The 22,374-nt window shown below is 69.2% G+C and carries 19 protein-coding genes and 2 pseudogenes; 14 read left to right on the forward strand and 7 right to left on the reverse strand.

The features are described 5' to 3' along the window. Nucleotides 1–126 precede the first annotated feature (126 nt). Nucleotides 127–591 (forward strand): MarR family winged helix-turn-helix transcriptional regulator, encoded by a 465-nt coding sequence (locus A4E84_RS36530; RefSeq protein WP_062930651.1) that lies wholly within the window; start codon nt 127–129, stop codon nt 589–591. 402 nt (nt 592–993) lie between these two features. On the opposite strand, the gene A4E84_RS36535 is transcribed toward A4E84_RS36530, so the two are convergent. Further along, complete coding sequence (locus A4E84_RS36535; RefSeq protein ID WP_237305057.1) at nt 994–1,989, reverse strand: helix-turn-helix domain-containing protein; 996 nt, start codon at nt 1,987–1,989, stop codon at nt 994–996. Between the two features lie 226 nt (nt 1,990–2,215). Here A4E84_RS36535 and A4E84_RS36540 point away from each other — a divergent pair, with 226 nt between their 5' ends. The 8 genes and pseudogenes from A4E84_RS36540 to A4E84_RS43985 form a co-directional block, all read left to right on the forward strand. Continuing rightward, complete coding sequence (locus tag A4E84_RS36540) at nt 2,216–3,334, forward strand: saccharopine dehydrogenase family protein (RefSeq protein WP_062930652.1); 1,119 nt, start codon at nt 2,216–2,218, stop codon at nt 3,332–3,334. After that, complete coding sequence (locus A4E84_RS36545; protein WP_079129262.1) at nt 3,331–4,557, forward strand: thiolase family protein; 1,227 nt, start codon at nt 3,331–3,333, stop codon at nt 4,555–4,557. The genes A4E84_RS36540 and A4E84_RS36545 overlap by 4 nt, the downstream gene beginning before the upstream one ends. Before the next feature lie 37 nt (nt 4,558–4,594). Further along, the gene (locus A4E84_RS36550) at nt 4,595–5,443 is read left to right on the forward strand and encodes an enoyl-CoA hydratase/isomerase family protein (RefSeq protein WP_062930653.1); all 849 of its coding nucleotides are present in this window, start codon (nt 4,595–4,597) and stop codon (nt 5,441–5,443) included. 17 nt (nt 5,444–5,460) lie between these two features. Further along, the gene (locus tag A4E84_RS36555) at nt 5,461–6,768 is read left to right on the forward strand and encodes an acyl-CoA dehydrogenase family protein (protein WP_062930654.1); all 1,308 of its coding nucleotides are present in this window, start codon (nt 5,461–5,463) and stop codon (nt 6,766–6,768) included. A 28-nt stretch (nt 6,769–6,796) separates the two neighbouring features. After that, complete coding sequence (locus A4E84_RS36560) at nt 6,797–8,368, forward strand: class I adenylate-forming enzyme family protein (RefSeq protein ID WP_062930655.1); 1,572 nt, start codon at nt 6,797–6,799, stop codon at nt 8,366–8,368. A 359-nt stretch (nt 8,369–8,727) separates the two neighbouring features. Continuing rightward, nucleotides 8,728–9,759 (forward strand): NADP-dependent oxidoreductase, encoded by a 1,032-nt coding sequence (locus tag A4E84_RS36570; RefSeq protein ID WP_062930657.1) that lies wholly within the window; start codon nt 8,728–8,730, stop codon nt 9,757–9,759. A gap of 311 nt (nt 9,760–10,070) precedes the next feature. Next, entirely contained in the window at nt 10,071–11,084 is a 1,014-nt protein-coding gene (locus A4E84_RS36575; protein WP_062930658.1) for a zinc-binding dehydrogenase, read from the forward strand. A 281-nt stretch (nt 11,085–11,365) separates the two neighbouring features. Beyond that, nucleotides 11,366–11,552: pseudogene (locus A4E84_RS43985) on the forward strand (IS256 family transposase); the annotation flags it as partial. 24 nt (nt 11,553–11,576) lie between these two features. Here the strand turns inward: A4E84_RS43985 and A4E84_RS36580 are convergent. Further along, a complete protein-coding gene (locus tag A4E84_RS36580; RefSeq protein WP_062930659.1) occupies nt 11,577–12,035 on the reverse strand; it encodes a hypothetical protein in 459 nt (152 codons plus the stop codon). Between the two features lie 265 nt (nt 12,036–12,300). On the opposite strand from A4E84_RS36580, the gene A4E84_RS36585 reads away from it, so the two are divergent. From A4E84_RS36585 to A4E84_RS36595, 3 genes are all read left to right on the forward strand, one after another. Then, nucleotides 12,301–13,764 (forward strand): flavin-containing monooxygenase, encoded by a 1,464-nt coding sequence (locus A4E84_RS36585; RefSeq protein ID WP_079129263.1) that lies wholly within the window; start codon nt 12,301–12,303, stop codon nt 13,762–13,764. A gap of 260 nt (nt 13,765–14,024) precedes the next feature. Then, nucleotides 14,025–15,101 (forward strand): polyprenyl synthetase family protein, encoded by a 1,077-nt coding sequence (locus A4E84_RS36590; RefSeq protein WP_062930661.1) that lies wholly within the window; start codon nt 14,025–14,027, stop codon nt 15,099–15,101. 91 nt (nt 15,102–15,192) lie between these two features. Further along, nucleotides 15,193–16,263, forward strand: a complete 1,071-nt coding sequence (locus A4E84_RS36595) for a polyprenyl synthetase family protein (protein ID WP_062930662.1) — start codon at nt 15,193–15,195, stop codon at nt 16,261–16,263. 17 nt (nt 16,264–16,280) lie between these two features. On the opposite strand, the gene A4E84_RS36600 is transcribed toward A4E84_RS36595, so the two are convergent. The 5 genes from A4E84_RS36600 to A4E84_RS43145 form a co-directional block, all read right to left on the reverse strand. Next, nucleotides 16,281–17,561, reverse strand: a complete 1,281-nt coding sequence (locus A4E84_RS36600) for a wax ester/triacylglycerol synthase domain-containing protein (RefSeq protein WP_159029661.1) — start codon at nt 17,559–17,561, stop codon at nt 16,281–16,283. A gap of 5 nt (nt 17,562–17,566) precedes the next feature. Continuing rightward, the gene (locus A4E84_RS36605; protein ID WP_237305058.1) at nt 17,567–18,148 is read right to left on the reverse strand and encodes a hypothetical protein; all 582 of its coding nucleotides are present in this window, start codon (nt 18,146–18,148) and stop codon (nt 17,567–17,569) included. A gap of 172 nt (nt 18,149–18,320) precedes the next feature. Then, on the reverse strand, nt 18,321–19,103 hold the full coding sequence (locus A4E84_RS36610) for an ABC transporter permease (protein ID WP_159029662.1): 783 nt from the start codon (nt 19,101–19,103) through the stop codon (nt 18,321–18,323). A gap of 29 nt (nt 19,104–19,132) precedes the next feature. Further along, complete coding sequence (locus A4E84_RS36615) at nt 19,133–19,774, reverse strand: ABC transporter ATP-binding protein (RefSeq protein ID WP_062931771.1); 642 nt, start codon at nt 19,772–19,774, stop codon at nt 19,133–19,135. Nucleotides 19,775–20,275: 501 nt separating this feature from the next. Further along, the gene (locus tag A4E84_RS43145; RefSeq protein ID WP_159029663.1) at nt 20,276–20,413 is read right to left on the reverse strand and encodes a hypothetical protein; all 138 of its coding nucleotides are present in this window, start codon (nt 20,411–20,413) and stop codon (nt 20,276–20,278) included. A 460-nt stretch (nt 20,414–20,873) separates the two neighbouring features. On the opposite strand from A4E84_RS43145, the pseudogene A4E84_RS44995 reads away from it, so the two are divergent. Together A4E84_RS44995 and A4E84_RS36620 are read left to right on the forward strand one after the other, a co-directional pair. After that, a pseudogene (locus A4E84_RS44995) lies at nt 20,874–21,037 on the forward strand (pirin family protein); the annotation flags it as partial. 252 nt (nt 21,038–21,289) lie between these two features. Further along, a complete protein-coding gene (locus tag A4E84_RS36620) occupies nt 21,290–22,156 on the forward strand; it encodes a GNAT family N-acetyltransferase (RefSeq protein ID WP_062930666.1) in 867 nt (288 codons plus the stop codon). Nucleotides 22,157–22,374 lie beyond the last annotated feature (218 nt).

The raw sequence follows: 22,374 nt of genomic DNA on the forward strand, positions 1-22,374 counted from the left end.
CACACCCCCATTGCATGTCACATCATCTACCTCGGCGCCCGAAGATGCATGACGCGTCAGATGATGTGTCATGTACGTTAGGCAGAGGTATATGACGTGTCAAGCTCCCAGGTAAAGTCGTTGTGCATGAACGACACACCTGCATGGCTGAGCCCCGCCGAGCAGCACGCCTGGCGTGCCTTCATCCGCCTGCACCAGAAACTCTCGGCCAGGCTGGAGCGTGACCTGAAGGCGCACAAACTGTCCGGCGCCGACTTTCAGATCCTCGTCGCCCTCACCGACACCCCCGACGGCCGGCAACGATTCCAGGACCTCGCCCACACCATCGAGTGGGAACAGAGCCGCCTGTCCCACCAGATCGCCAGGATGACCAAACGCGGCCTGGTGGCCCGGGAAGAATGCGCCGAGGACGGACGCGGCGCCTTCGTCGCCATCACACCGGCCGGCCGCACAACCATCGAGGCCGCCGCACCCCACCATGTGGCCACGGTCCGCCGCCTGGTCATCGACGCCCTCGGCCCGGACGAACTCGCCACCCTCGCACGGCTCTCCAACCTCATCCTCGAACAACTGGACAACGAGCCACCGTGACCTTCGCACGGGTGGCACGGCCGGTGACCTCGGCGGACGGGGGCCTGCGGTGCTGCTGTACGTCCACCGCGCCGCGCACCACCCGCCGCACGCCTGCCGCCCGTACGGCGCCCACGACCATGCGTCGCCGACCCGTGCTGCCGCCGGTTCGTCGCGGCACCGGACGAGAGCGACACGGTCACCCGGGCCGTGCTGGAGGCTGGCGGATTCGTCCGCTCGGGGAAGGCAAGCTGCCCGATGAGTGCGTGGTCCTGTTCGCCGTCGAACCACCCCGTCCGGCGGGTGTGTCACGTCCCTGGACCGGCATGCCCACCGACCGCCCCCATGCGTCTGCGCTCCGGTCGTGCCAAGAGCCCGGCCGCTGCCGAGCGCTGCCCGGCCGGGCACGTCGCGGGTTCGGGGTCAGCCGGCCGAAGCGCGGCGCGCCAGCGCCACGACACGGCTCGGTGTGATGCCGTACGTCTGCTTGAAGACCCGGCTGAAATGCGCCACGTCGTTGAAACCCCACCGGAAGGCGACGTCCGTGACGGTCCGCTCCCCGGATCCGTGCGCGAGTTCCCGGTAACAGACTTTCAGGCGCCGCTCGCGGATCCAGCGCCCCACCGTCGTGCCCGTGCCGGCGAACGCGAGGTGCAGCGTGCGCACGGAGACATCGAGTGCTTCCGCGACCGACGAGGCGGACAGCTCCGGGTCGTCGAGATGCTCCTCCACGTAGCGGCGGACCCGGTTCAGCAGGGCCGCGCGGGCGCTCGCAGAAGGGGACGCCTCCACGGTGGGTACGAGCGCGGAGTCCAGGGTGTCGAAGAAGTTCTGGCAGGCGATGGCGAGTCCCGCGTCCGAGAGGTGGTCCAGCTCGCGGACGATCGCGCGTAGCTGATCGGCGGCGATCGCCGCCAGACCGGCTCCCGCACCGACCGGCACGGGGCCGCTGGCGCGGGCGGCCGCGGCCGCGAGCCCCTGCGGGACCATGCCGCGCGGAAGCAGGAGGGAGAGCTCGTGGTGGGGCTCGACCGCGTCGAAGGCACGCGCGAGGTCGCTGTCCCACACCAGCAGGTCATGGGGGCCGACGGCCACCTCGCCGTCCCCGTACCGGCACACCAGCCGGCCGCTGAGGTTGATCAGCACCCCGATGCGCGCAGGCCGTCCCTCGGCGTCGTCGGTCCTCCGGCCCGCGTAGCGTCCGCCCCGGAACTCGGCGACGGTGAGTTCGTCCAGGCTGCGGTAGCGGACAGCGGCCCGGAACCGGTCGGGCTCGGGGAATGTCAGCGTCCACGGGAGGTGCAGCTCGGGCATCTTGCGCGTCCACGCGACGGGCGCACGGTTCTGCGACAGTCCATCGGTCGACCACGTGCCGGTACCGACCATCCCGACCACCTCCGCGAGCAGTGCCACCGCCATTGTGCAGTGCATTCCTGCCACGCGGGGAGGGCAACAGGCTGTGCCGCCCTGCGGACCGCGAGGCCGTGCCGGGGGGCATGAGGAGTGGGGCCGGCTGCACGAACGTACAAGCCGGGTTGCGCTCTGGGACAAGCGGTGCCGTCGCCCGTTGCGCAGAGTTCTCCTCACCGTCACCCGCGCCGAGCCCTCCTGAGAGGAGTCTCGGCCACCACGGAAGGACCCAGCGGTGAGCGAATTGCGTCCGGTCGTCCTCTACGGAGCCAGCGGATCCACCGGTCGACTGGTGGCCGAATACCTGCGTGAATACAGCATCCCCTTCGTGGCCGCCGGCCGGAACAAGGCCCGGATCCAGGAAGTCATGGACAAGGTCCCGGGGATCGAGACCGCGGACTACGAGATCGCCGAGGTGGACGGCTCTGTCGAGTCCCTGACCCGGCTGTTCGAGGGCCGGAGCGTCGTGTGCAACGTCGTGGGCCCGTTCCTGCGCTACGCTGCCCCGGTCGTGGAGGCGGCGATCCGGGCCGGCTGCCACTACCTCGACACAGCCGGTGAACAGACCCACATCCTCCGCCTGCTCGACGAGTGGGGCCCGCGGTTCGCCGAGGCCGGCCGAGTCGCCTCGTCCGCGATGTCGATCCAGTACGCGCTGCACGACATCGCCGCCCGCATCTGCCTGGAGACACCCGGCGTCGACTCCCTGGAGCTCGGCTCGTACGCCAATGCCATCCCCACGGTCGGCTCCACCCAGTCGATCTTCGACGTGATGCGGGCGGAGGCCCACTACCTGGAGGACGGCCGGCTGAAGAAGTACGACCGGGTGACCCGCCAGGACCTCGTCGTGCCCGGTTCGGGCTATGTCGTCACCGGGCTGAACTGGGGCGGCACCGCGATGCCGGTGTTCTTCCGGGACGACCGCCGGGTGCGCAACTGCCGCATGTTCGTCGCGATGCGGAACGAGGACATCTACAAGCGGGTCATCGACCTGGAGCGCCTGTTCAAGGTGTCCCTGCAATGGCTTCCGGAGGAGACCCTGTACCCGGTGCTGGACAAGATGGCGTCCGGCATGACGCCGGGCAGCCCGCCCCGTGAGAACCGCCAGATCCACCGCTCCATCGACTGGTGCACGGCGCGGGGCAACACGGCCACCGCGCGGGTGGTCATCCACAGCAGCACCGGCTACCAGATGACCGGCCTGATGCAGGCGTACGCGGCCTCCCGGCTGCTCGGCTCCACTCACCACGGCACCGGTTTCCGCTCGCCGGCCGAGCTGCTCGGTCACCGTGAGCTCATGGGCGCCCTGGAGTCCTACGGCTTCGCGCGCATCACCGAGGAGAGCGTGGCGTGAGCGCGCCACCGGTGTGGATCGCCGGCGTCGGCATGACCCCCTTCGGTGTCCGGCGGGACGCCTCCGTCAAGGACCTGACCAGGGACGCCGTCACCGAGGCACTCAAGGACGCGGGCGGGCGGCTCGGTGACGTGGACGCGGCGTACTTCGGCAACACCTGCCAGTCGGTCCTGGAGGGCCAGCTGGTCGTCCCGGGCCAGATGGCGCTGCGCAGCATGGGCTTCGAGCGGATCCCCGTGATCAACGTCGAGAACGCGTGCGCCACGGGAGCGACGGCCCTGCACCAGGCCGTCCTGCACGTCCGCTCCGGGGCCGCCGACGTGGTGCTGGCGGTCGGCGTGGAGAAGACCAACGTCGACGACAAGCGCAGGATGCTCGGCCTGTTCGACGGCGGCGTGGACGTCCACGACCCCGACGGCGTACGGGCGGTGCTCCGCGAGCTCGGCGGCGACGTCCCCGACGACGCCGGCGTGCCGCGCAGCATGTTCATGGACATCTACGGGGCGCTCGCCCGATCGCACATGAAGACGTTCGGCACGACGAAGCGGCACCTGGCACTGATCGCGGAGAAGAACCACGCACACGCGGTCTCCAACCCTCTCGCCCACTTCCGCAAGGCCATGTCGGCCGACGAGATCCTCGCGGCGCGCACGGTCACCGAACCCCTGACCGTCCCGATGTGCGCGCCCCTCACCGACGGCGCCGCCGCGGCGATCGTCTGCAACGAGGCGGGCCGGGCACGCCTCGGGGGAAGCCGGCACGTCCGCGTACTGTCCTCGGTCCTCGGCACCGGAACCGTGCGCTCCATGGCCGACTGGGAGCACTCGGTCAGCAGGCTCGCGGCGCAGGACGCGTACGAGCAGGCAGGGATCGGGCCGCAGGACGTGTCCGTCGCCGAGGTGCACGACGCGTCGGCGTTCGGCGAGCTCCTCCAGACGGAGCTGCTGGGATTCTGCGAGATCGGGACCGGAGGCGCGTTCGCCGCGTCCGGCGCCACCACCCTGGGCGGACTCCTCCCCGTCAACCCGTCGGGCGGGCTGGAGTCCAAGGGGCATCCCATGGGCGCCTCCGGCCTGGCGCAGATCCACGAACTGGTGCAGCAGCTCCGCGGTGAGAGCGGAGCCCGCCAGGTCCCCGGCGCGCGCATCGCGCTGGCGGAGAACGGGGGCGGCATGTATGGCGGCGAGGAAGCCGTAGCCGCGATCACCGTCCTCGGCGCGTAACCGCCAACTGTTGAGACATCCCCGAACGGAGCCCGCCATGACCTACAAGACCCTCGCTCTGCGGCGCGAAGGCCGCATCCTCCACGTCGACTTCGACAACGCACCGATCAACCTGATGACGATCGAGATGGTCGGCGAACTGTTCGACCTGGCCGGACAGCTCGTGTTCGACCGCGAGACCTCGGTCGTGGTCTTCGGCAGCGCCAACCCGGAGTTCTTCCTCGCGCACTTCGACCTGAACGACCTGTTCCGGACGATGAGCGACCCCGACGTGCCGCAGAGCAAGTACGACGACATCAACGTCGTCCAGGCACTCACCACCATGTGGGAAGCGCTGCCGCAGGTGACCATCAGCCTGGTCGACGGCGTCTGCCGCGGCGCCGGACTGGAGTTCCTCCTCGCCACCCACATGCGCTTCGCCACTCTGGAGAGCCGCCTGTGCTTCCCCGAGGCATCCGGCGGATTCCTCCCGGCCGGCGGAGGCACCACCCGCCTGGCCCTGCAGATCGGTCCGGCCCGTGCCCGCGAAGTCATCCTGTCCGCCCGTGACTTCGACGGCGAGGAGGCGGCCGCCTACGGCATCGTCAACCGCGCTCTGCCCGCAGACGACATCTGCGGCTACGTCGACGACCTCGCGCAGCGGCTCGCGGCCCGCTCCGCCGGCTCCGTCGCGGCGGTGAACGAGGTGTTCACCAAGGTCTACAACAGAGCGGTCGACGCCCAGTTCTCCGGCTTCGGTGTGGAGAACAACGCGATGCGGACGCTGCTCGTGATTCCCGCCGTCCAGGAGTACCTGCAGAAGTTCGCCGCTCTTCAGGACGCCGAGCACGAGCTGGACCTGCCCGCCACCATCGCGGCGCAGGGCGACCTCACCACGGCCAAGTGACGGAGAGGGAGCTGACCATGCCACAGCAGACCGAAGAGAACGTCTCCGCCGCGGTGCGCCCCGGCCTGCCGCACGTGGAGCTGACCGGCTTCGAGCCGCCGCTCGGCGACGACGAGCGCGCGGTCCAGCAGGCGATGCACCAGTTCGCCCGCGAGGTGATGCGTCCGGCGGGTATCGCGATCGACCGGCTGAGCGCGGAGGAGGTCGTCGCCCCGGACTCCCCGTACTGGCAGTTCCTGAAGACGGCGGCTGCCTCCGGCATCGAGTTCGACGCGACGGTCGACGGGGTGCCTCCCCAGGCCCTGGCCCGCCTGCAGGCCATTGTCGTCGAGGAACTCGGCTGGGGCGACGCCGGCCTGGCCGTCTCCCTGGGGGCCGGAGCGTTCCCCAGGCTGATGGCGGCGCGGTCGGGCAACCAGGAGCTGGTCGACCTGTGCGAGGGCAGGCTCGGCTGCTGGATCGGCACGCAGCCCGACCGCGGCTCCGACGGCCTGAGCCTGTACCCGGCGGAGCGGCACGCCGCCGCCCGCCAGGGCAACAAGGGCAACCTGACCGCGAGGGTGTCCGGCGGCGAGATCGTGATCAGCGGGCAGAGCTCGGCCTGGGTGTCCAACGGACCGGTCGCCCAGGTCGGCCTCCTGACGATCGCCGCCGACTACGGCGAGGGGTTCTTCGACGCGGAGGGCCACCCGCGCGGTGTGGAGGTCGTCGTGCCGCTCGACCTGCCGGGGGTCAGCCGGGGCAGGCCGCTGGAGAAGCTGGGCAAGCGAGCCCTGCCGCAGGGCGAGGTCTACTTCGACGACGTGAAGGTGCCCGCCCGCTTCGCCCTGTCGCTCGGCGACGACTACTGGCCCGGTCACGCGTCGACCTGGTCCTCGGCCGGCGTCGCCATGGGCCAGATCATGACGGGGCTGGCCCGGGCGGCCTTCGAGTACGCGCTGGAGTACTGCCACGAGCGGCGGCAGGGCGGCGCGCTGCTCGCCGACCACCAGCTGGTGCAGTACCGGCTGGGCGCCATCGCCCGCAAGCTGGAGACCATGCGCGCCGTCTCCCGGCGGGCCACCGACTACACCTTCCTGTCGCCGAAGAAGCACCCCTACTACACGGCCGGATCCAAGGTGACCTGCACCGATCTCGCCTTCGAGGTGGCCGACGAGGCGCTGCAGCTGTTCGGCGGTTACGGACTCACGCGCGAGTACCCGATGGAGAAGCTCTTCCGCGACGCCCGGGCAGCCCGCATAGAGGACGGCGAGAACCACCTGCTGACCATGAAGTTCGGCTACCTCACCGCGCTGCTGCACCGCGCCGGCTGGGCCAGGCCATGAGCCGCGGACGATCGAAAGGAAACACCCCATGGCAGTGACCGACTTCTTCGATCGCGGCTGGCGAGCCAACCCGGACGGCGTGGCGTTCATCGCAGGCGAGAGGTCCTTCACGTACCAGGAGATCGGGGAGCTCTCGTGTCGCGTGGCCCATGCCCTGCTGGAGCGGGCGACCGGCCGTGAGGCGAAGGGCGCGGTGCTCGCCGGGAACGACCCGGTCGCGTGGGCCTGTGTCCTCGGACTGTGGCGGGCCGGGCTGGCGTGGGTTCCCGTCAACCCCGCCAGCCCGCCCGAGGAGATACAGCGGCTGCTCAAGGGATTCGACTGCGAGGTGCTGTTCTGCCACGAGCCGTTCCTGCCGGTCGTCGAGAAGCTGCGCCCCGACCTGGACGAGCTGCACACCGTCGTCTCGCTGGGTTCCGACGCGGTCATCGCGTCCAGCGCCGGCGCCGTCACCTTCGAGGAATTCCTCCGCGACGCCGCTGCCGACCGCCCCGACTTCACCCCCTCCCCGGCGTCGGTCGCCGGCATCATGCCGACCGGCGGCACGACCGGCGCCCCCAAGGGAGTGATGAACACGCACCGGGGTCTGAGCGTCAGCGCCGTGCAGCAGATGCTCGCCGCCTCCTACCGGGAGGACGACCCCGTCGTGAACCTCGTCGCCGCACCGATGACGCACACGGCGGGCACCCTCACGTTGCCCTGCACGGCGCGCGGCGGCACGGTCGTCGTGATGAGCCGGCCGGATCCGGTGCAGCTGCTCGACCTGGTGGAGAAGCACCGCGTCACCGAGCTTTTCCTGCCCCCGACCGTGATCTACCGGCTGCTGGAGATCCCCGGCATCGAGCAGCGGGACTTCTCCTCACTGAAGTACCTCATGTACGGTTCCGCGCCCATGTCGACGGAGAAACTGCGCCGGGCCATCGAGGTCTTCGGCCCTGTCCTGTTCCAGGGCTACGGGCAGACGGAGGCACCGGCCGCGATCGCCTTCCTGCGGCCCGAGGAGCACTTCACCGACGGCAGGATCGCCGACGACTCCCGGCTGTCGGCGGCAGGCCGCCCCGCTCCGCTGGTGCGCGTGGAGATCCTCGACGACGACGGCAGGATCCTTCCCGCCGGCGAGACGGGTGAGATCTGCGTGCGCGGCGACCTGGTCATGAAGGGCTACTACAAAGCCCCCGACAAGACCGCGGAGGCCCTCGTCGACGGGTGGCTGCACACCGGAGACGTCGGATTCCTCGACGCCGAGGGCTACCTCCACATCACCGACCGCAAGAAGGACATGATCATCTCGGGTGGCTTCAACGTCTACCCGAGCGAGGTCGAGCAGGTCGTCTGGAGCCATCCGGCCGTGCAGGACTGCGCCGTCATCGGCGTTCCGCACGAGGAATGGGGTGAGGCCGTCACCGCCGTGGTCGAGCTCAACCCCGGTGCCCAGCTGACAGAGGAGGCGCTGATCGCGTACTGCCGGCCGCAGCTCGGCGGCATCAAGACCCCCAAGCAGGTCGTCTTCCTGGACGTCCTGCCGCGCAGCGCCAATGGAAAGGTCCTGAAGAAGGACGTCCGTGAGCCGTTCTGGCGCGGCCACGAGCGGCAGATCTAGCGAACGGTCAGAGGGTCCCCGAGGAGTACGGCGGGTCGGCTGCCTGCGTGACGGCGGCTGCCGAGGAACTCGCCTGCGTCGGCCCAGGCGTCGTGGCCTGTCCGACTCTCCACACCGACATGGGACCCGTCTCCGTGCCATTGCCCCGACCGAGTCTTCGGACGTCCCCGACCAGGGCCGCGCCGAGCTTCCTTCTCGCCGAGGCCGGTACGGCGTACTCGACGCACACCTCCGTCTGCATGGCGGTCACGGCTACCTGACCGGACAAGCCCCGGGTCCGACGAGATCGCGCAAAGCGATCGGTAACGACCTGGGCCGGAGCCACCCCCTGTGCCCGCGACTCTCTCAAGGAGAACCTCATGCCCCCTTCCACCGTCAACCGCCAATGGCTGCTGGAACGCCGCCCGGTCGGTGCTGTCGCCGCCGAGGACTTCCGGTTCAACGAAGCCGACATCCCCGTGCCCACCGACGGCGAAGTGCTTGTTCGCTCCCTGTACTTCGGCTACGACGCCAGCCAGCGAATCTGGCTGACCGACGACGGCGGCTACATGGAGCCGATCCGGATCGGTGAGCCGATGCGGACCATGGGAATCGGCCAGGTCGTCGCCTCACGAGACCCCGGTTATCAGGTGGGAGACCTGGTCGAGGGCTTCCTGAGCTGGCAGGACTATGTGCTCGCCCGCGGCGACGGCCCCATGCCTCTGCGCGTGCTGCCGCCTGCGGACCACCCACTGTCCTGGCACCTCGGCGTGTTCGGCGTCGGCGGACTGACCGCCTACTTCGGCATCACCGACGGCCTTCAGGTGAAGCCGGGCGACACCGTGGTCGTGTCGGCCGCGACCGGGGCCACCGGGTCGCTGGCCGTTCAGATCGCCAAGGCGCTCGGTGCCAAGAGGGTGATCGGTACAGCCGGTGGAGAGGAGAAGTGCCGCTGGGTGGTCGAGAAGACCGGTTGCGACGTGGCCATCGACTACAAGACCGACAACCTCGACGCACGACTGCGCGAGCTGTGCCCGGACGGCGTCGACGCCTACTTCGACAATGTCGGCGGCGACATGCTGGACACGATGCTGCTGCACATGAACCCGCTCGGACGAGTGCTGATCTGCGGTGCCATGTCATCGGGCTACTGCGATGTCAAGATGCAGGGCCCCAGCAACTACATGCGCATCTGCACCTACCAACTCACCGTGCGGGGCATCCTGCTGTTCTTCTACCGTGACCGACTCGCGGAGGGAGCGGCCCAGCTCGGAGAGTGGGTGAGGGAAGGCCGCCTGCACGTCGAGGAGCACGTTGTCGAAGGCTTCGAGCACGCCCCGGCCCTGCTGCCGACGATGTTCACCGGCAAGCAGCCCGGCAAACTGATCCTCAAGGTGGCGGACCCGGACTGAGTGGCACGACAGGACCAAGCGACCGGTGACGGTGGTCACCGGCGCGGAGGGCGGCATGGGCCGAAGCCGCCCGCCGCCTGAGCAGTACCCATCGGCCGGCGCTGCCGGGCATCGACGGTGCGGCAGCCGTGATCGCGGTGCTCGACCGTTTCGGCGCCATCGACGGCGCCTCGTTCCAGCTCGCGTGCGGGACCGCGCGGTCATCGGCGCCCCGCACGACGGCTGAGCCACTTGCGCACCATCCGGCTCCCTCCCGTCACCCGTCGTCCGATCGGACCGGCGAGGAAACCCTTCAGAGGAAAGACACATCCATGACCCTCATGCGAGCTGCGCGCCTGCACCTGCCCACCCACACGCTGACGATCGAGGAGGTACCCCGGCCGACACCCGGCCCCGGCCACGTGCTCATCGAGGTTGCGGCGGCCGGTGTGTGCATGTCCGACGTCCACCTCATCGACGGCACCCTCGGCCGTCCTCCGCACCTCCAGGGCGACACCGTCACCGTCGGCCACGAGGTCTCCGGCACGATCGTCGAACTCGGCGACGGCGTCACTCAGTTCACCCTCGGCCAGCGGGTGGTTCTGCAGGCGGGTGACATCAGGGGCGGTCAGATGCATACCCGCGGGGTGGACTTCGACGGCGGATGGGCCGAATACGCCTTGGCGAGCGTCGAGTCCGTGTTCCCCCTGCCCGACTCCCTTCCGTTCGAGCAGGCGGCGATCATCCCCGACGCCGTGTCGACCCCGTGGGACGCCATCGTACGCACCGCCGCCGTCCGGCCGGGCGAGGCGGCCGGTGTCTGGGGCGTGGGCGGTCTGGGAGCCCACGCCGTGCAGTTGCTGCGGGCCGTCGGCGCCTTCCCGATCATCGCGGTCGACCCGCTTGCCGCCGCGCGAGGGCGGGCGCTGGACCTCGGTGCGGACCTCGCCCTCGACTCCGGCGACCCCACGTTCAGGGAACAGGTACTGTCCGTCACCAAGGGACGCGCTCTGAACGCGGCGTTCGACTTCGCCGGCGTCACCCCCGTGCACGAGCAAGCCTTGAGCGTCCTGGCGCCAGAAGGCCGCCTGATCCTGGCCGGACTGTCCGGCCGGCCGCTCGTCGTGAACGACAGCACCATGTTCAGCTACCTGAAGCACGAGATCCGCGGGCACTTCGGCACCAAGCTCGACGCCGTACCGCAGCTCGTGGACCTCGTGGGCGGCGGACGGCTCGACTTCTCCCGGTCCATCACCGACGTACTGCCGCTGGAGAAGGCGAGCGTCGCTGTAGAGCGCCTGCACACGAAGGAGGGCAACCCGCTACGCCTGATCCTCAAGCCCTGAGTCACACCAGGCCCTCACTGGTTCCGGCCCCAGCCTCATATTGGCCTGCCCAGCATCCGTTTACACAGGCAGTTCACCGGCGGAGTGACATGGGGCGTCCTCCAATTCTCAGCAAGCCACCGACCGGGCCTGACCTCGCACAGGCGCCATGCGCCCTCTCGTGTTCCGCGAACGAAACCACGGCCCTCCGGCCGTGGTTTCTCGTGTTCCGGCACCAGTGCCCCCGGTCACCGCCACTCCTGGGGTTCCCGTACCTCCCGTTGCTGCGACGTGAACTCCCGACCTTCGCGACAGTGCGACTGAGGACCAAGGTCACCAAGGGTGCCGGCAGCGCGGCCGCGCGCTTGCCATGGTCTTCAAGCTCGTCGAGTCCGCCCAGGCGCGCTGGAGGGCGTCAACGCACCCCACCTCGTGGCCCTCGTCCGCGCCGGAGCCCGCTTCGAACGCGGCCTGCTCGTGGAGCGGCCTGAAGCCACCGCGGCCCGAGCGCCATCAGCCGTCGACCGTGCGGGACCAGTACTCGCGGATCACCACCAACTGCTCCTCGAGGTCGGCATCCCACTGGCTGCTGGCGAAGGCACCCGGAATCGTGAGTGACCGTCCATGAACCCGGACGGCGCACAGATCCCACCACTCACCACTCCGTGCTTGGTGGCGTCGCTTCTCAATCCGGGTGATCTCGTCCCACCGGATCGATCTGCGACTGACGAACGTGCGGAACTTCATCCCGTTGGGCGTGAGGAGCGTGCGTCCGTATCCACGGTTGACCATGTAGAAGAGCGCGATCAGCCAGAACACGCCGACGCCAGCAACCCACCACCATCGTTCCGTGGCCGGCGCGGACAGTGCCGTTGCCTCCGCTGTGCCGGCGCAGATGAGGGTCAGGAAGCCGGTCCACCACCAGTTCCTACGCCGGGCATTGGCGTCGAGACCGATCCATACGTCGGGCACAGCCGCGATGCTACAGACTCCAGACGGCACCTGTCGCCGACTGCCGCAGGGACAAATGGATACGGTTCCAGGTTTCTGACGCACCGTGATGCGCGCGACTGTCTCCGTCTGTGGGCGTTGACCGCGTACGTCGTGCCCGGGGGTGTGGCCGTGCTCGTTCAGCTTCTGATGCCTCAGGTACCGGAGGGCGCCCTGGGCAGGGAGGCCCGCGACCGGGATGATGAGCGAGCTGGACACGGCGATCGCCCATGGGGAGTGACAGCTGATGAGAGCGTGTGTGGTCGGGGCCGGCCCCGGGGGAATCGTCGCCGCCAAGGTGCTGCTGGAGAACGGCTTCGACGTCACGGTCTTCGACAAGTACCAGCAGGTCGGCGGGATCTGGTCATCAGAGGGCTGCTATGACGGGCTGGCCAACCAGTCCGCGCTCCACATCTTCGAGTTCGCGGACCTGCCCAACCGCTTGCACTTCGCCAGCGCGGTGGACACGCAACGCTACCTGGAGAAGTACGCGGAGACCTTCGGTGTGCTGGACCGCGTCCGGCCCGGTACCGAGGTGATCTCCATCCGGCCGGTGGAGGGGCCCGGGCGGGTGGGCGCCTCCGGCTGGTCGGTCGACTCCCGGCCCACCGGGGACAAGGCGGCGGACGTTCATCGCGAGACATTCGACTATGTCGTTGTCGCCAGTGGAGCTCATCATCATGCCCAAATGCCCGAGCTGCCCGGGCGTGAGTCGTTCCGCAGGACCGTGCTGCACTCCAACGAGGTGCGGGCCGGGACATTCGCCGGCCGGCGCGTGGTCGTCGTGGGCGGCGGCAAGTCCGCATTGGACTTGATCACCCGCGCCGCACACGAGGCGGCCTCAGCCACGATCGTGCAGCGCAAGGTGAACTGGATGATCCCCGAGCGGTTCCTGCTCGGTCTGGTCAACTACAAGTGGATCCTGTTCACCCGGCTCGGTGAGGCGCTCCTGCCCCGCTACCACGATCCGGCCTGCGTCCGTCCGATCGACCGCATCGACGAGCGGGTCAAGCGGGCTCTGTGGTGGCTCATCACCCGCGACGTGCTGCTTTCCACCGGGCTGTACCGGCTGCCGAGGCAACTGCGGCCCGCTCACGCGCTCCCCTTCCATCTGGCCCACGCGGGAGTGATGCCGCGCGGCTACGTGCGGGCCGTCCGCCGCGGCCTGATCGCCCCCAAGGTCAGTGCCGTCGAGGCATATACCGACAAGGGGCTCCGACTGGCGACCGGCGAGGAAGTGGCGGCAGACGTCATCGTGTTCGCCACAGGGCACCACAAAGTCTTCCCGTTCCTGGACTCGAGCGTGCGCGTGCACGATGACGACGGGCGGCTGCGGCTCTACCGAGGCATCGTGCCACCCGGCGCCGACCGGCTCGGGTTCGTCGGTTTCCGGCAGGTGTTCAACAACATCATGGGCATGGAACTCACCGCGCACTGGCTGACCAGCCATTTCCGGGCGACGCTGCGCACCACCCCGGACGAGCAGGGGATGCGGGAGGCCATCGACGCTCGCCTGGCCTGGCAGGAGCAGGTACTGCCAGGCTCCGGCGGCTACGACTTCGGCCCCTACGACATCCACTGCGCGGACGAACTCCTGCACGACATGGGGTTGCCATCCCGCCGCGCCGACAACCTGCTGGCCGAATACCTGCTTCCCGGCGGAGTGGCACACCGCTACGCGGGCCTGACTCGATCGAGTTCGGCGAAATGAATGCAGAGCATGAGCGGCCCGACGCTCGGCGAGCCGCTGCCGAGGAACGCCCACAAGTGTGGGTGATCGAAGTCAGGGAGGTGACCACGCCGAGCGTGCTCTTCAGCGGTGTGGGTCGTTGGACGGATCATGCAGACCAAATGGGTGACGCGGACAGTCAGCGGCCTCGGCTGTCGTCAGAGCCCTGAGTCAGGGGACAGCTATCGCCCATTGTCGTCCGTCCGCATGAAGCTGGCTCCCCTGGTTGGGAGTGGTGAGTGGTGACGTCGGGTGTGGTCGACGCGCAAGCGATCGACCTGTGCGCGGTGCAGCGCCAGGTTGATGCGGTGCTTGAAAGCTTCTTGGCCGAGAAGGTTCGTGCGGCGGCCGGCCGGGGGCATCCGCCGGAGGTGGTGGAGACCGTGCGCGACTTCCTGGCGGCCGGCGGGAAGCGGATCCGGGCGCTTTTGTGCGTGGTGGGCTGGCACGCCTCCGGTGGCCATGGCGATGTGACATCGGCGGTTCGGGTGGCGGCGTCGCTGGAATTGTTCGTGGCCTTCGCGCTCATCCACGACGACATCATGGACGACTCGGCCAGCCGCCGCGGGCGGCCCGCGGTCCACCGTGTGATGCGTGCCCGGCTGGGAGGTGGCGAGCGGGCCGAGCGGCTGGGTGCGGGCGGCGCGTTGCTGGTGGGCAACCTGGCCCTGATGTGGGCGCAGGAGCTGCTGCACACCGCTCCGATCGAGTCCGGCCGGCAGCGGCTTGTCCATGGGCTGTATGACGCGATGCTGGAAGAGGTGATGTACGGGCAGTACCTGGACGTCATGGGCACGGGCCGTGGCGCTGATGACGTCGAGGCGGCCTTACGGATCATCCGCTACAAGACCGCCACCGCGACGATCGAGCGGCCCCTGCAATTGGGGGCTGCTGTCGCCGGGGCCGATGACGCCACGATGGAGGTCTTCACCGGGCTGGGCTTGCCGCTGGGGGAGGCGTTCCAGCTGAGGGATGACCTGCTGGACGTCTTCGGAAGCCCGGACGGCGCATGCGCTCCGGGCCTGAGCGACCTGCGGGAGGGCAAGCGGACGGTTCTGCTGGCCCTGGGCCTGCAGAATGCTGACCTGGTCCAGCGGGCGCGGCTTGATCGGCTGGTGGGCCGGGCCGACCTGGAGGAGCGTGACGCGGCGGAGATCCGGGACATCCTGTTCGCGACGGGGGCGCGCGAGGAGACCGAGCGGATGATCACTTCCCGCTACGAACACGTCCTGCGCGTCCTGGACGGGGCCGGCTTCCCGCCGTCCGCGGATCGTGCTCTGCGTGGGCTGGCGGTCAAGGCCACCCAGTACACTTCCTGACCCTGCTGCGACCGCGGCCCTAGGGCACCAAACGTCAATCGTCGCACGTCTACAGCGGTGTCACCCGACTCCCGAGCAGGAAGAACTCGCGATGACCGAGCAGGTTCTCGATCGTGTCTCTGGATATGAGCGCTGGTTCAACACGCTCTTCGAGGAGTACTTCGACACGTTGAGCGTCGGGCTGGGTGCGCCGTCGTTCAGCCGTTTCACTCCGGAGTGCCTGCGGTTGCTGCGGGAGTTGTCCTTGCGGGGCGGGAAGCGGATGCGGGTCGTTTTGCTGCATGAGGCGGCGCGTCTGGTGACGGAGGAGCCGGTCGAGGGGCTGGAGGCTGCGGCGCTGAGTGTCGAGCTGCTGCAGACTCACGGCCTGGTGCACGACGATCTCATCGACGACAGCCCCACCCGCCGCGGCGGCCCGTCCACTTACTACGCCTACCGTGAGCGGTTTCCTGCCCGGCCGCAGGCGGCCCTTGGTCTGACCGTGCTCGCGGGGGACCTTGCCCTCGCCCTGTCGCTGCGGGTGCTGCTGGAGGCGAAGGTGCCTGTGGCGGTGCGGCAGGCGATGATCGAGGTGCAGACGCGGGCGGCGGCCGACACGTTCGTGGGCCAGATCGTGGATCTGGAACGCGACTTCGCCGCCGCGCCGGGCGAGGAGGTCCTGCACTGCGTGGCCGACTACAAGTCCGCCCGCTACTCGGTTCTCGCGCCTCTGCAGCTCGGGCTCCTGGCCGCTGGCGAGCAGCCGGCGCTCTTCGAGAAGGAGCTGCGGGAGTATGCGCGGCTGGTGGGGATCTGCGGGCAGATGCGCGACGACTACCTGGATCTGTTCGGGGACGCATCCGTCATGGGCAAGCCGACAGGCACCGACATCCGCGACGGCAAGCACAGCTACACGGTCAGTGTCTTGCTGGCGGCCGTCGACGACGCCGAGCGTCGCGTGGTGGAGGCCGCGCTCGGCGATCCGTCTTGCCTGACGGAGACCATCGCCGCCGTTCGGGAGATCGGGGAGCGCCGTGGTGTGCCGGGCAGGATGCAGGCGGACATGCGCCGCTGTGCGGAGCAGGCCACCGAGGTGGCCGCCGGCTGGCGGTCACGGTGGCGGGAGGAAGCGGTCACCTTCTTCGAACACCTGCCGCTGTGGAGCGTCAACCGCACCCGGTGACCGGCCCGTTCAGACGCCTACGGGGTGCTGCCCTGGGGTGGCGGGGCCGAGCGCGTCAGCTCCGTGACGGCCTGGCGCCAGCGTTCGGGAAGGCTGTCGGCGCCGGGAAGGGCGGTGTCGATGCGGAAGGAGACGCTGGTGGTCTCTTCGTACGTCGCCGCCACGACGGCCAGGGGGACGCCGGGCGGGCAGCACATGATGGGGTCGATGCGGTGCACTGCCGCCTCGCCGTAGTGCAGAGGCTGACGCACCACGAGGTAGGAGGCGCAGATGGTGAGCCGGCCCGGGACGGTGCTCGCGTCCACGAGAAGCTGGAGCAGTCGTCGGGGAAGCCGGGTGAGGGCCGCTCTCAGCACCGTCTTGTGTCCGGCGGACTTCAGCACAGAGGTGACGGCCCGCGTGCGCGCCAGGCGCCGCTCCACCGGCATGGTGCCGCCGGGCAGATCGATCCGGGACAGAAACAGCCGGTTGCCGGGGACCGCGACTTCGTCGGGCGTGCGCACGTTGACGGGAACCATCACAGGGATCGTCGTGCCAGTGGCGCGGGGCCAAGCGTCCTTGGCCCACTGGGTGATCGCGTGGACCACAGCGGTGAGGTAGACATCGTTGATGCTGGCCCCGCCGTCGCGGGCCGCGGCGCGCAGACCGGCGGAGGGAGCCTGGGCCCACAGCAGGTGGCGGCGGCTCGACAGCGGATGCGAGGCCGATTGCCACAGGCGGTGCTGGCGCGCGTGGCGCAGCAGGCTCACGGTGCTGCGGGCGGTTTGGCGCAGGCCGGCCCGCGGGGGCCGGGAGGCGTCCCGGGCGGGCGCAGGGAGTTGGTGAGGCAGCGCCCGCGGACCGAACAGTGCATCCAGCACCGCGACGATGTTGGCGCCGTCCTGAACGGCGTGGTGGCTGAGGTAGAGCAGAGCGAACCCGTCGGGCACGTGACCGTGCAGAAGGATCATGCGCCAGGCCGGGGCTTCCTCCGGCCACGGCTCTCTCAGCGCGTGACACACTGCCGTCTCGAGAGCCTCCGGATCGCCGCCGGCGTGCTGGGCGCGGACGTGCCGGGTCATGTCCGGGTCCGCTGGCATCCACCGTGCGGTCGGTCCGTTGCCGGTCAGGACGTGCGTCAGACAGGGCAGGCCGTCCAGATGGGCGGTGACGTACTCGCGCAGGCCGGCGAGATCGGGCACAGCGCCGGTCAGGTGCAGTACTGCCCCGATCCTCGCGTTGGCGTCCGGATGCTCCGCAAGCTCTTCAGCCTTGACCAGGACGAGATCGGCGGGGCTGGGAGCCAGAAATGGGTTCATGCCCATCACCTCACGAGGTCGAAGACGGGTGAGCTGACGGCCGCGCCGATGAGGAACCCGACGCTGACCTGGCCGGCGGTGTGGCAGCGCAGCCGGATGCGGGACCAGCCGATCAGCACCACCACGGGAGCCAGCACGAGCAACCAGGGGCCGAAGACCGTTGCGAGAATGGCGAGGGCGCCGGAGGCGACGGCGGAGTGCACCGACACCTTCCAGAAGAAGGTGATCACCAGCAGGGCGAGCAGAACGGCGACCATCGCCGCCACCAGGGCCGTCACCTCGACGGGAGCATCCAGCCCATACAGCAGTGCGGTACCGATGATGACCGAGGCCATCACCCCTGGGGCAGCCACAATGCGGTCCTGCCGCCGCCGCACATGCCGGTCTCCCCAGTACTGGCGGTGCTCGCCGAACCGAAGGATCAACGTAGGCAGCACCGCGGTGAACACCGCCGCGATCACGCCCCAGCCGATGCCGGCCCAGCCGTCGGCGTGCCAGCCCAGCAGCGGGGCCAGGAGCAGCATCCAGTTCCGGGGCTCGCCGCCGTCACTGAGCAGCCACGCCCAGCGCGCCTCCGTTCGAGGCACCAACTCCTGCACCCCCAGGCGCCCTTGGCCGGGCGGCGCGGCTGATGCGACCGGTGAAGCAGCCGAAGCCGCAGCCTCGTCGTCCGGCACCCTGAAAGCCCCCGTCCCTCACATGGTCACGCTGTCGCCGTGCGCGGCGTTCATCGCCCAAACGACCCTCGCACCGGGCCGGTCACGACACCGGCGCAGCATGCTCGACGCCCGTCGACGCTGCCCTGGCCCCCGCGCGCGGGAGGCGGGTGCGGGTCCGGGCGGCGAAGACGGTAATGCCCAGCGCAGCTATGCCCACCGCCCAGCCTCCCCCCAGCAGCAGACAACTGGCCGGCACCACCCGCAGACCGGCGGCAGCCACAGAGGTCTGCACCGCGGCGTAGGCCGGCAGCAAACGCACCACGAGACTGTCCGCGTCCGGGTTGATCAGCGGGTTCTGCAGCACCAGATCAATAGAACTGATCATGATGGCGAGAAACATGCCGGCCAGCTCGCTGCGCACCACGGCCGCCAGCACCATCCCGATACCGCCGTAGACCAGGGCGCCGGTGAACATACCCGCGGCGAGCACCAGGGGCTGCTCAGGCCGCCAGAACAAATGCATCCACGCGGTGGTGTAGGCAGCGACCACGGCCGAGACCAGAAGGAGCGCACTGCACTTGGCGAGCGCGAGACCCGACCGGGGAAAGCCAGCGCGTACCAGGCGCTGATCGAACGGCGCGGAGCGGACTGTGGCGACGAACATCATGAACGCGATGACCAGCGACAGGGCCTGCAGCGCACCGTTGATCTGGAGCAGGATGTTGCCGTCCATGACCACCGTGCGGCCGACCGGACGAATCCGAAACCGCAAGGGGGCAGACTCCACCACCGTGAACGCCAGCGTGGTCCACAGCGGCACGAACAAGACCACGATGAGCAGCGCCAGCCGGTTACGGGCCTGCTCGATCAGCGCGAACCGCAAGGCCGTACGGAAGCAGGACCACCACCGCGTCATACCGCTGCCCTCCCCGGTTCGGTCTGCTCCGTCTCCTGCAGTACGCCAGCCTCAAGGCGGTACAGGGTGTCCAGGCGGGAGGCGTCGTAGGCAAGGTGGGAGACCACCAGTACCGCGCAGCCCCGGTCCCGCAAGTCGGCTGCCAAATCCCAGAACCGCAGGTAGGTCTCCCAGTCGAAGCCCTGATACGGCTCGTCCAAGAGCAGCACCTGAGGGTCGTGCATCAGGGCGAGGACCAGGTTGAGTTTCTGGCGTGTGCCGCCGCTGAGCGCGCCCACCCGTTCGTGCCGGTAGTCGCTGAAGTTCAACCGCTCCAACAGCTCTAAGGACCTGGTCAGGCTGCTGATGCCGTAGGCGGCCTGGAAGAACTGCAAGTGCTGCTCGACGGTGAAAGCCTGGTGAAGCACGGTGTCCTGCGGGCAACAGCCCAGCAGGCCGGCCCGCTCCACTACACCGCCATCAGCGACGAGATCTCCGGCCAGGATGCGCAGCAGGGTGCTCTTACCGGCGCCGTTCTCACCGACGACGCCCACCAGTTGACCCGCAGAAAGGTCAAGCGACACTCCGCGCAGGACAGGACGCTGCCGGTAGCCCTTCCGCACACCTCGCACCCGCAGCACCGGGTCAAGCGAGCTCACCACTGCACCCTCCACATAGCTGCGCCCCCCGGCTCAGAAGTTCTCGAGCCCTCTGTCCGACCGAACGCAGTCACGTTCTCGGCTTCCATCGGTCCTCCAGCTCACTCAAGGACCGGCGATGCCTGGATCGGGCTCAGTCCTGCAACGATCACGGCAGCCCACAGGACACGAATGGATACACGTCGGCTCGGTGCTGATTGGGTGCGTTCGACGAGGGCGAGATGGGTCGGACCGGGGAGTCACGTCGGGCAGCGCCACGCCCTCTTCACCACTTCTCTGGACGCACCGCAGCCCACACTGAGCCCATATCTGGGGACGTGGTAGCGACAGGGCCACGGCGGCCTTGCTCGCCCGGACTTGCAGCACGGAGACCCACAGCCTTTCCCGAGCGGGCGTCGGGTCTGAATTGGCTGGGCGCAGGGCTGTGTGGTTCGTCCCATTGTGCCCTCGTGCTGGCTGTGAGTGGCTGCCTGCGCTCTTGATCGCCTGACGTGTTGACGATCACGGACTCCCGGGAACCCCGGCGAGCGGCGGCTCCTCGGGCGCCGCGTGGTGGAGGACCAGAGTCGCCAGGGCCTTCACGTCGCCCAGCACCACCTCCAAAGGCACTCCGGCCGGCCCGTACAGCGGCCAGTGCACCGTGCGGCCGGGGTCCTGGAGGAGGGTGTCGATGAGGCGTTGCGTCTGTGCCAGGGCCCCGTCGGTAGCGATCGCGGTGACCGGGGTGCCGGCCAGTAGGCGGCCGCGAGGTCCACGTAGTGGGTAACCCGGTCGGGATTCCTGCGGTGGACCTACCAACTGCTTCCGGGCTTCGGGCTGTCGGGGGCTCTCTGAGCTTCGCTCGGCTCCTTGGCCCTGCGACGTATCCGGTGAAACACCGCGGACTCCGGCTCAGGCTCCGGCACTCCGAAGCCGGGCGGGGCCTGGCCCTGCAGCTGCGCGTACAGCTCGGCATTTCCGTCAAACGCTCGACGGCCGCATCCTGTGCCGCGAACCCGGACTCCTCCAACTGCCGCCCGGCCGCCGACCGATACCAAATCCTGTACGGGTGGGGACACTTCGACCACCACGACCGCGGATGCTGCGCGCAGGATTCGCTATGTTCTGGAACTGGTCGGGCGGACGCAGGAGGAGATCGAACAGGCGCGGCGGGGCTGGATGGCAGGGTCGCGGTTCGGCGAGGTGAAGGGGTACGACGGGGCTCCACTGCCCGCGCCGGAGCTGCCGCCGGTGCCGTTGAAACCGCGGGGAAGAGTGCGCTGACCTGCGGAAACGGGTCAGCGTTGGTGGCCGCGTGGCGGGAGGTGGTCGGGTAACTCCTGGGCAGCTGCGGCAGGACTCTTGCTGACCTGATGCAGACCTTGCTGACGCCTTGTCAGGCTCGTGGGCGGCAGTCTGAGGTATAGATCGTCCGGCAGGGGCGGAGCAGAAGCTCTTGGTCGGGCCGCTGCGGGAGCAGCGGTCGGCCCGGTTAATCGGTTGCGGACCTTCGGGGTGGAGTGTCTGATCCCGGCTATGACGATTGTGCTGGGTACGCCGACCGTCGACGGGGTACGCGAGGCCATGGCCGCGCTGCGGGAGTGGCAGTACGACGAAGCACCGATGCAGTTGCATTCCGGGGACATCGGCTGGAACTACCGGTTCGGAACGGCCGAGACGGCCGCGGCGGTCCGGACCTGGAGTCGGGACGGGCGAATTCTCGCGGTCGGGATGCTCGACTCGCCTTCGCTGGTGCGGATGACGGTCGCTCCGGACACTTTCCAGGATGAGGACTTGGCGCGGCGGCTCGTCGAGGACTTGTCGCTGCCTGAGCGCGGCGTACTGCGGGAAGGAGCGGTGTGCATCGAGGCGCCGCTGGGCCTGCTGCTTCACGACCTGTTGAGCAAGGAGGGCTGGGGCGTCGACGAGCCGTGGACGCCGCTCTTCCGCGACCTCACCGAGCCGGTGGAGGACCCCGGCGTGCGGATCGAGTCGATCGGCCCGGAGCAGGCGCAGGACTTCGCCGACGTCCTGCGGTCGGCGTTCAACACCTCTCGGCCTACGCGCGAGTACTGGCACGCGATGTCGGCGGGACCGTTCTACGCCGACGCCCGCTGCCTGGGCGCCTATGACGACCGGGGCAGCGTGGCGGCGGTGGTGACGGTGTGGTCGGCCGGCCCGGGGAAGCCGGGGCTCGTCGAGCCGATGGGCGTCCACGAGAACCACCGTGGTCGCGGCTATGGTCGGGCGATCACCGTGGCCGGGGCGGCCGCGTTGCGGGAGATGGGCTCGTCGAGCGTACGTGTGTGCACGCCGAGTTCCAACGTCGGCGGCGTCGCCACGTACAAGGCGGCCGGGTTCGAGGTGCGGCCGGAGGTGCGGGACCGGATCCGGACGGCCTGACGCCGGGGCTGCTCGGCAAGGCGGCAGTCTGGGGCGTAGATCGTCTGGCAGGTGCGGGTTGCCGGTACCTCATCCGCGGTCTCGGGTTGCGCTCGGACGCTCCGGCGCATGGTGCACCCCGAGGTGTATGAGCGGATCACCGCGCGCCGCGCGGAGCTGGATGAACTCGAAGAGCAGCTGGTCAAGCAGCTGTCCGAGGTGCGGGCCGAGTGGGACGA

Source organism: Streptomyces qaidamensis (assembly GCF_001611795.1).
Classification (GTDB): domain Bacteria; phylum Actinomycetota; class Actinomycetes; order Streptomycetales; family Streptomycetaceae; genus Streptomyces; species Streptomyces qaidamensis.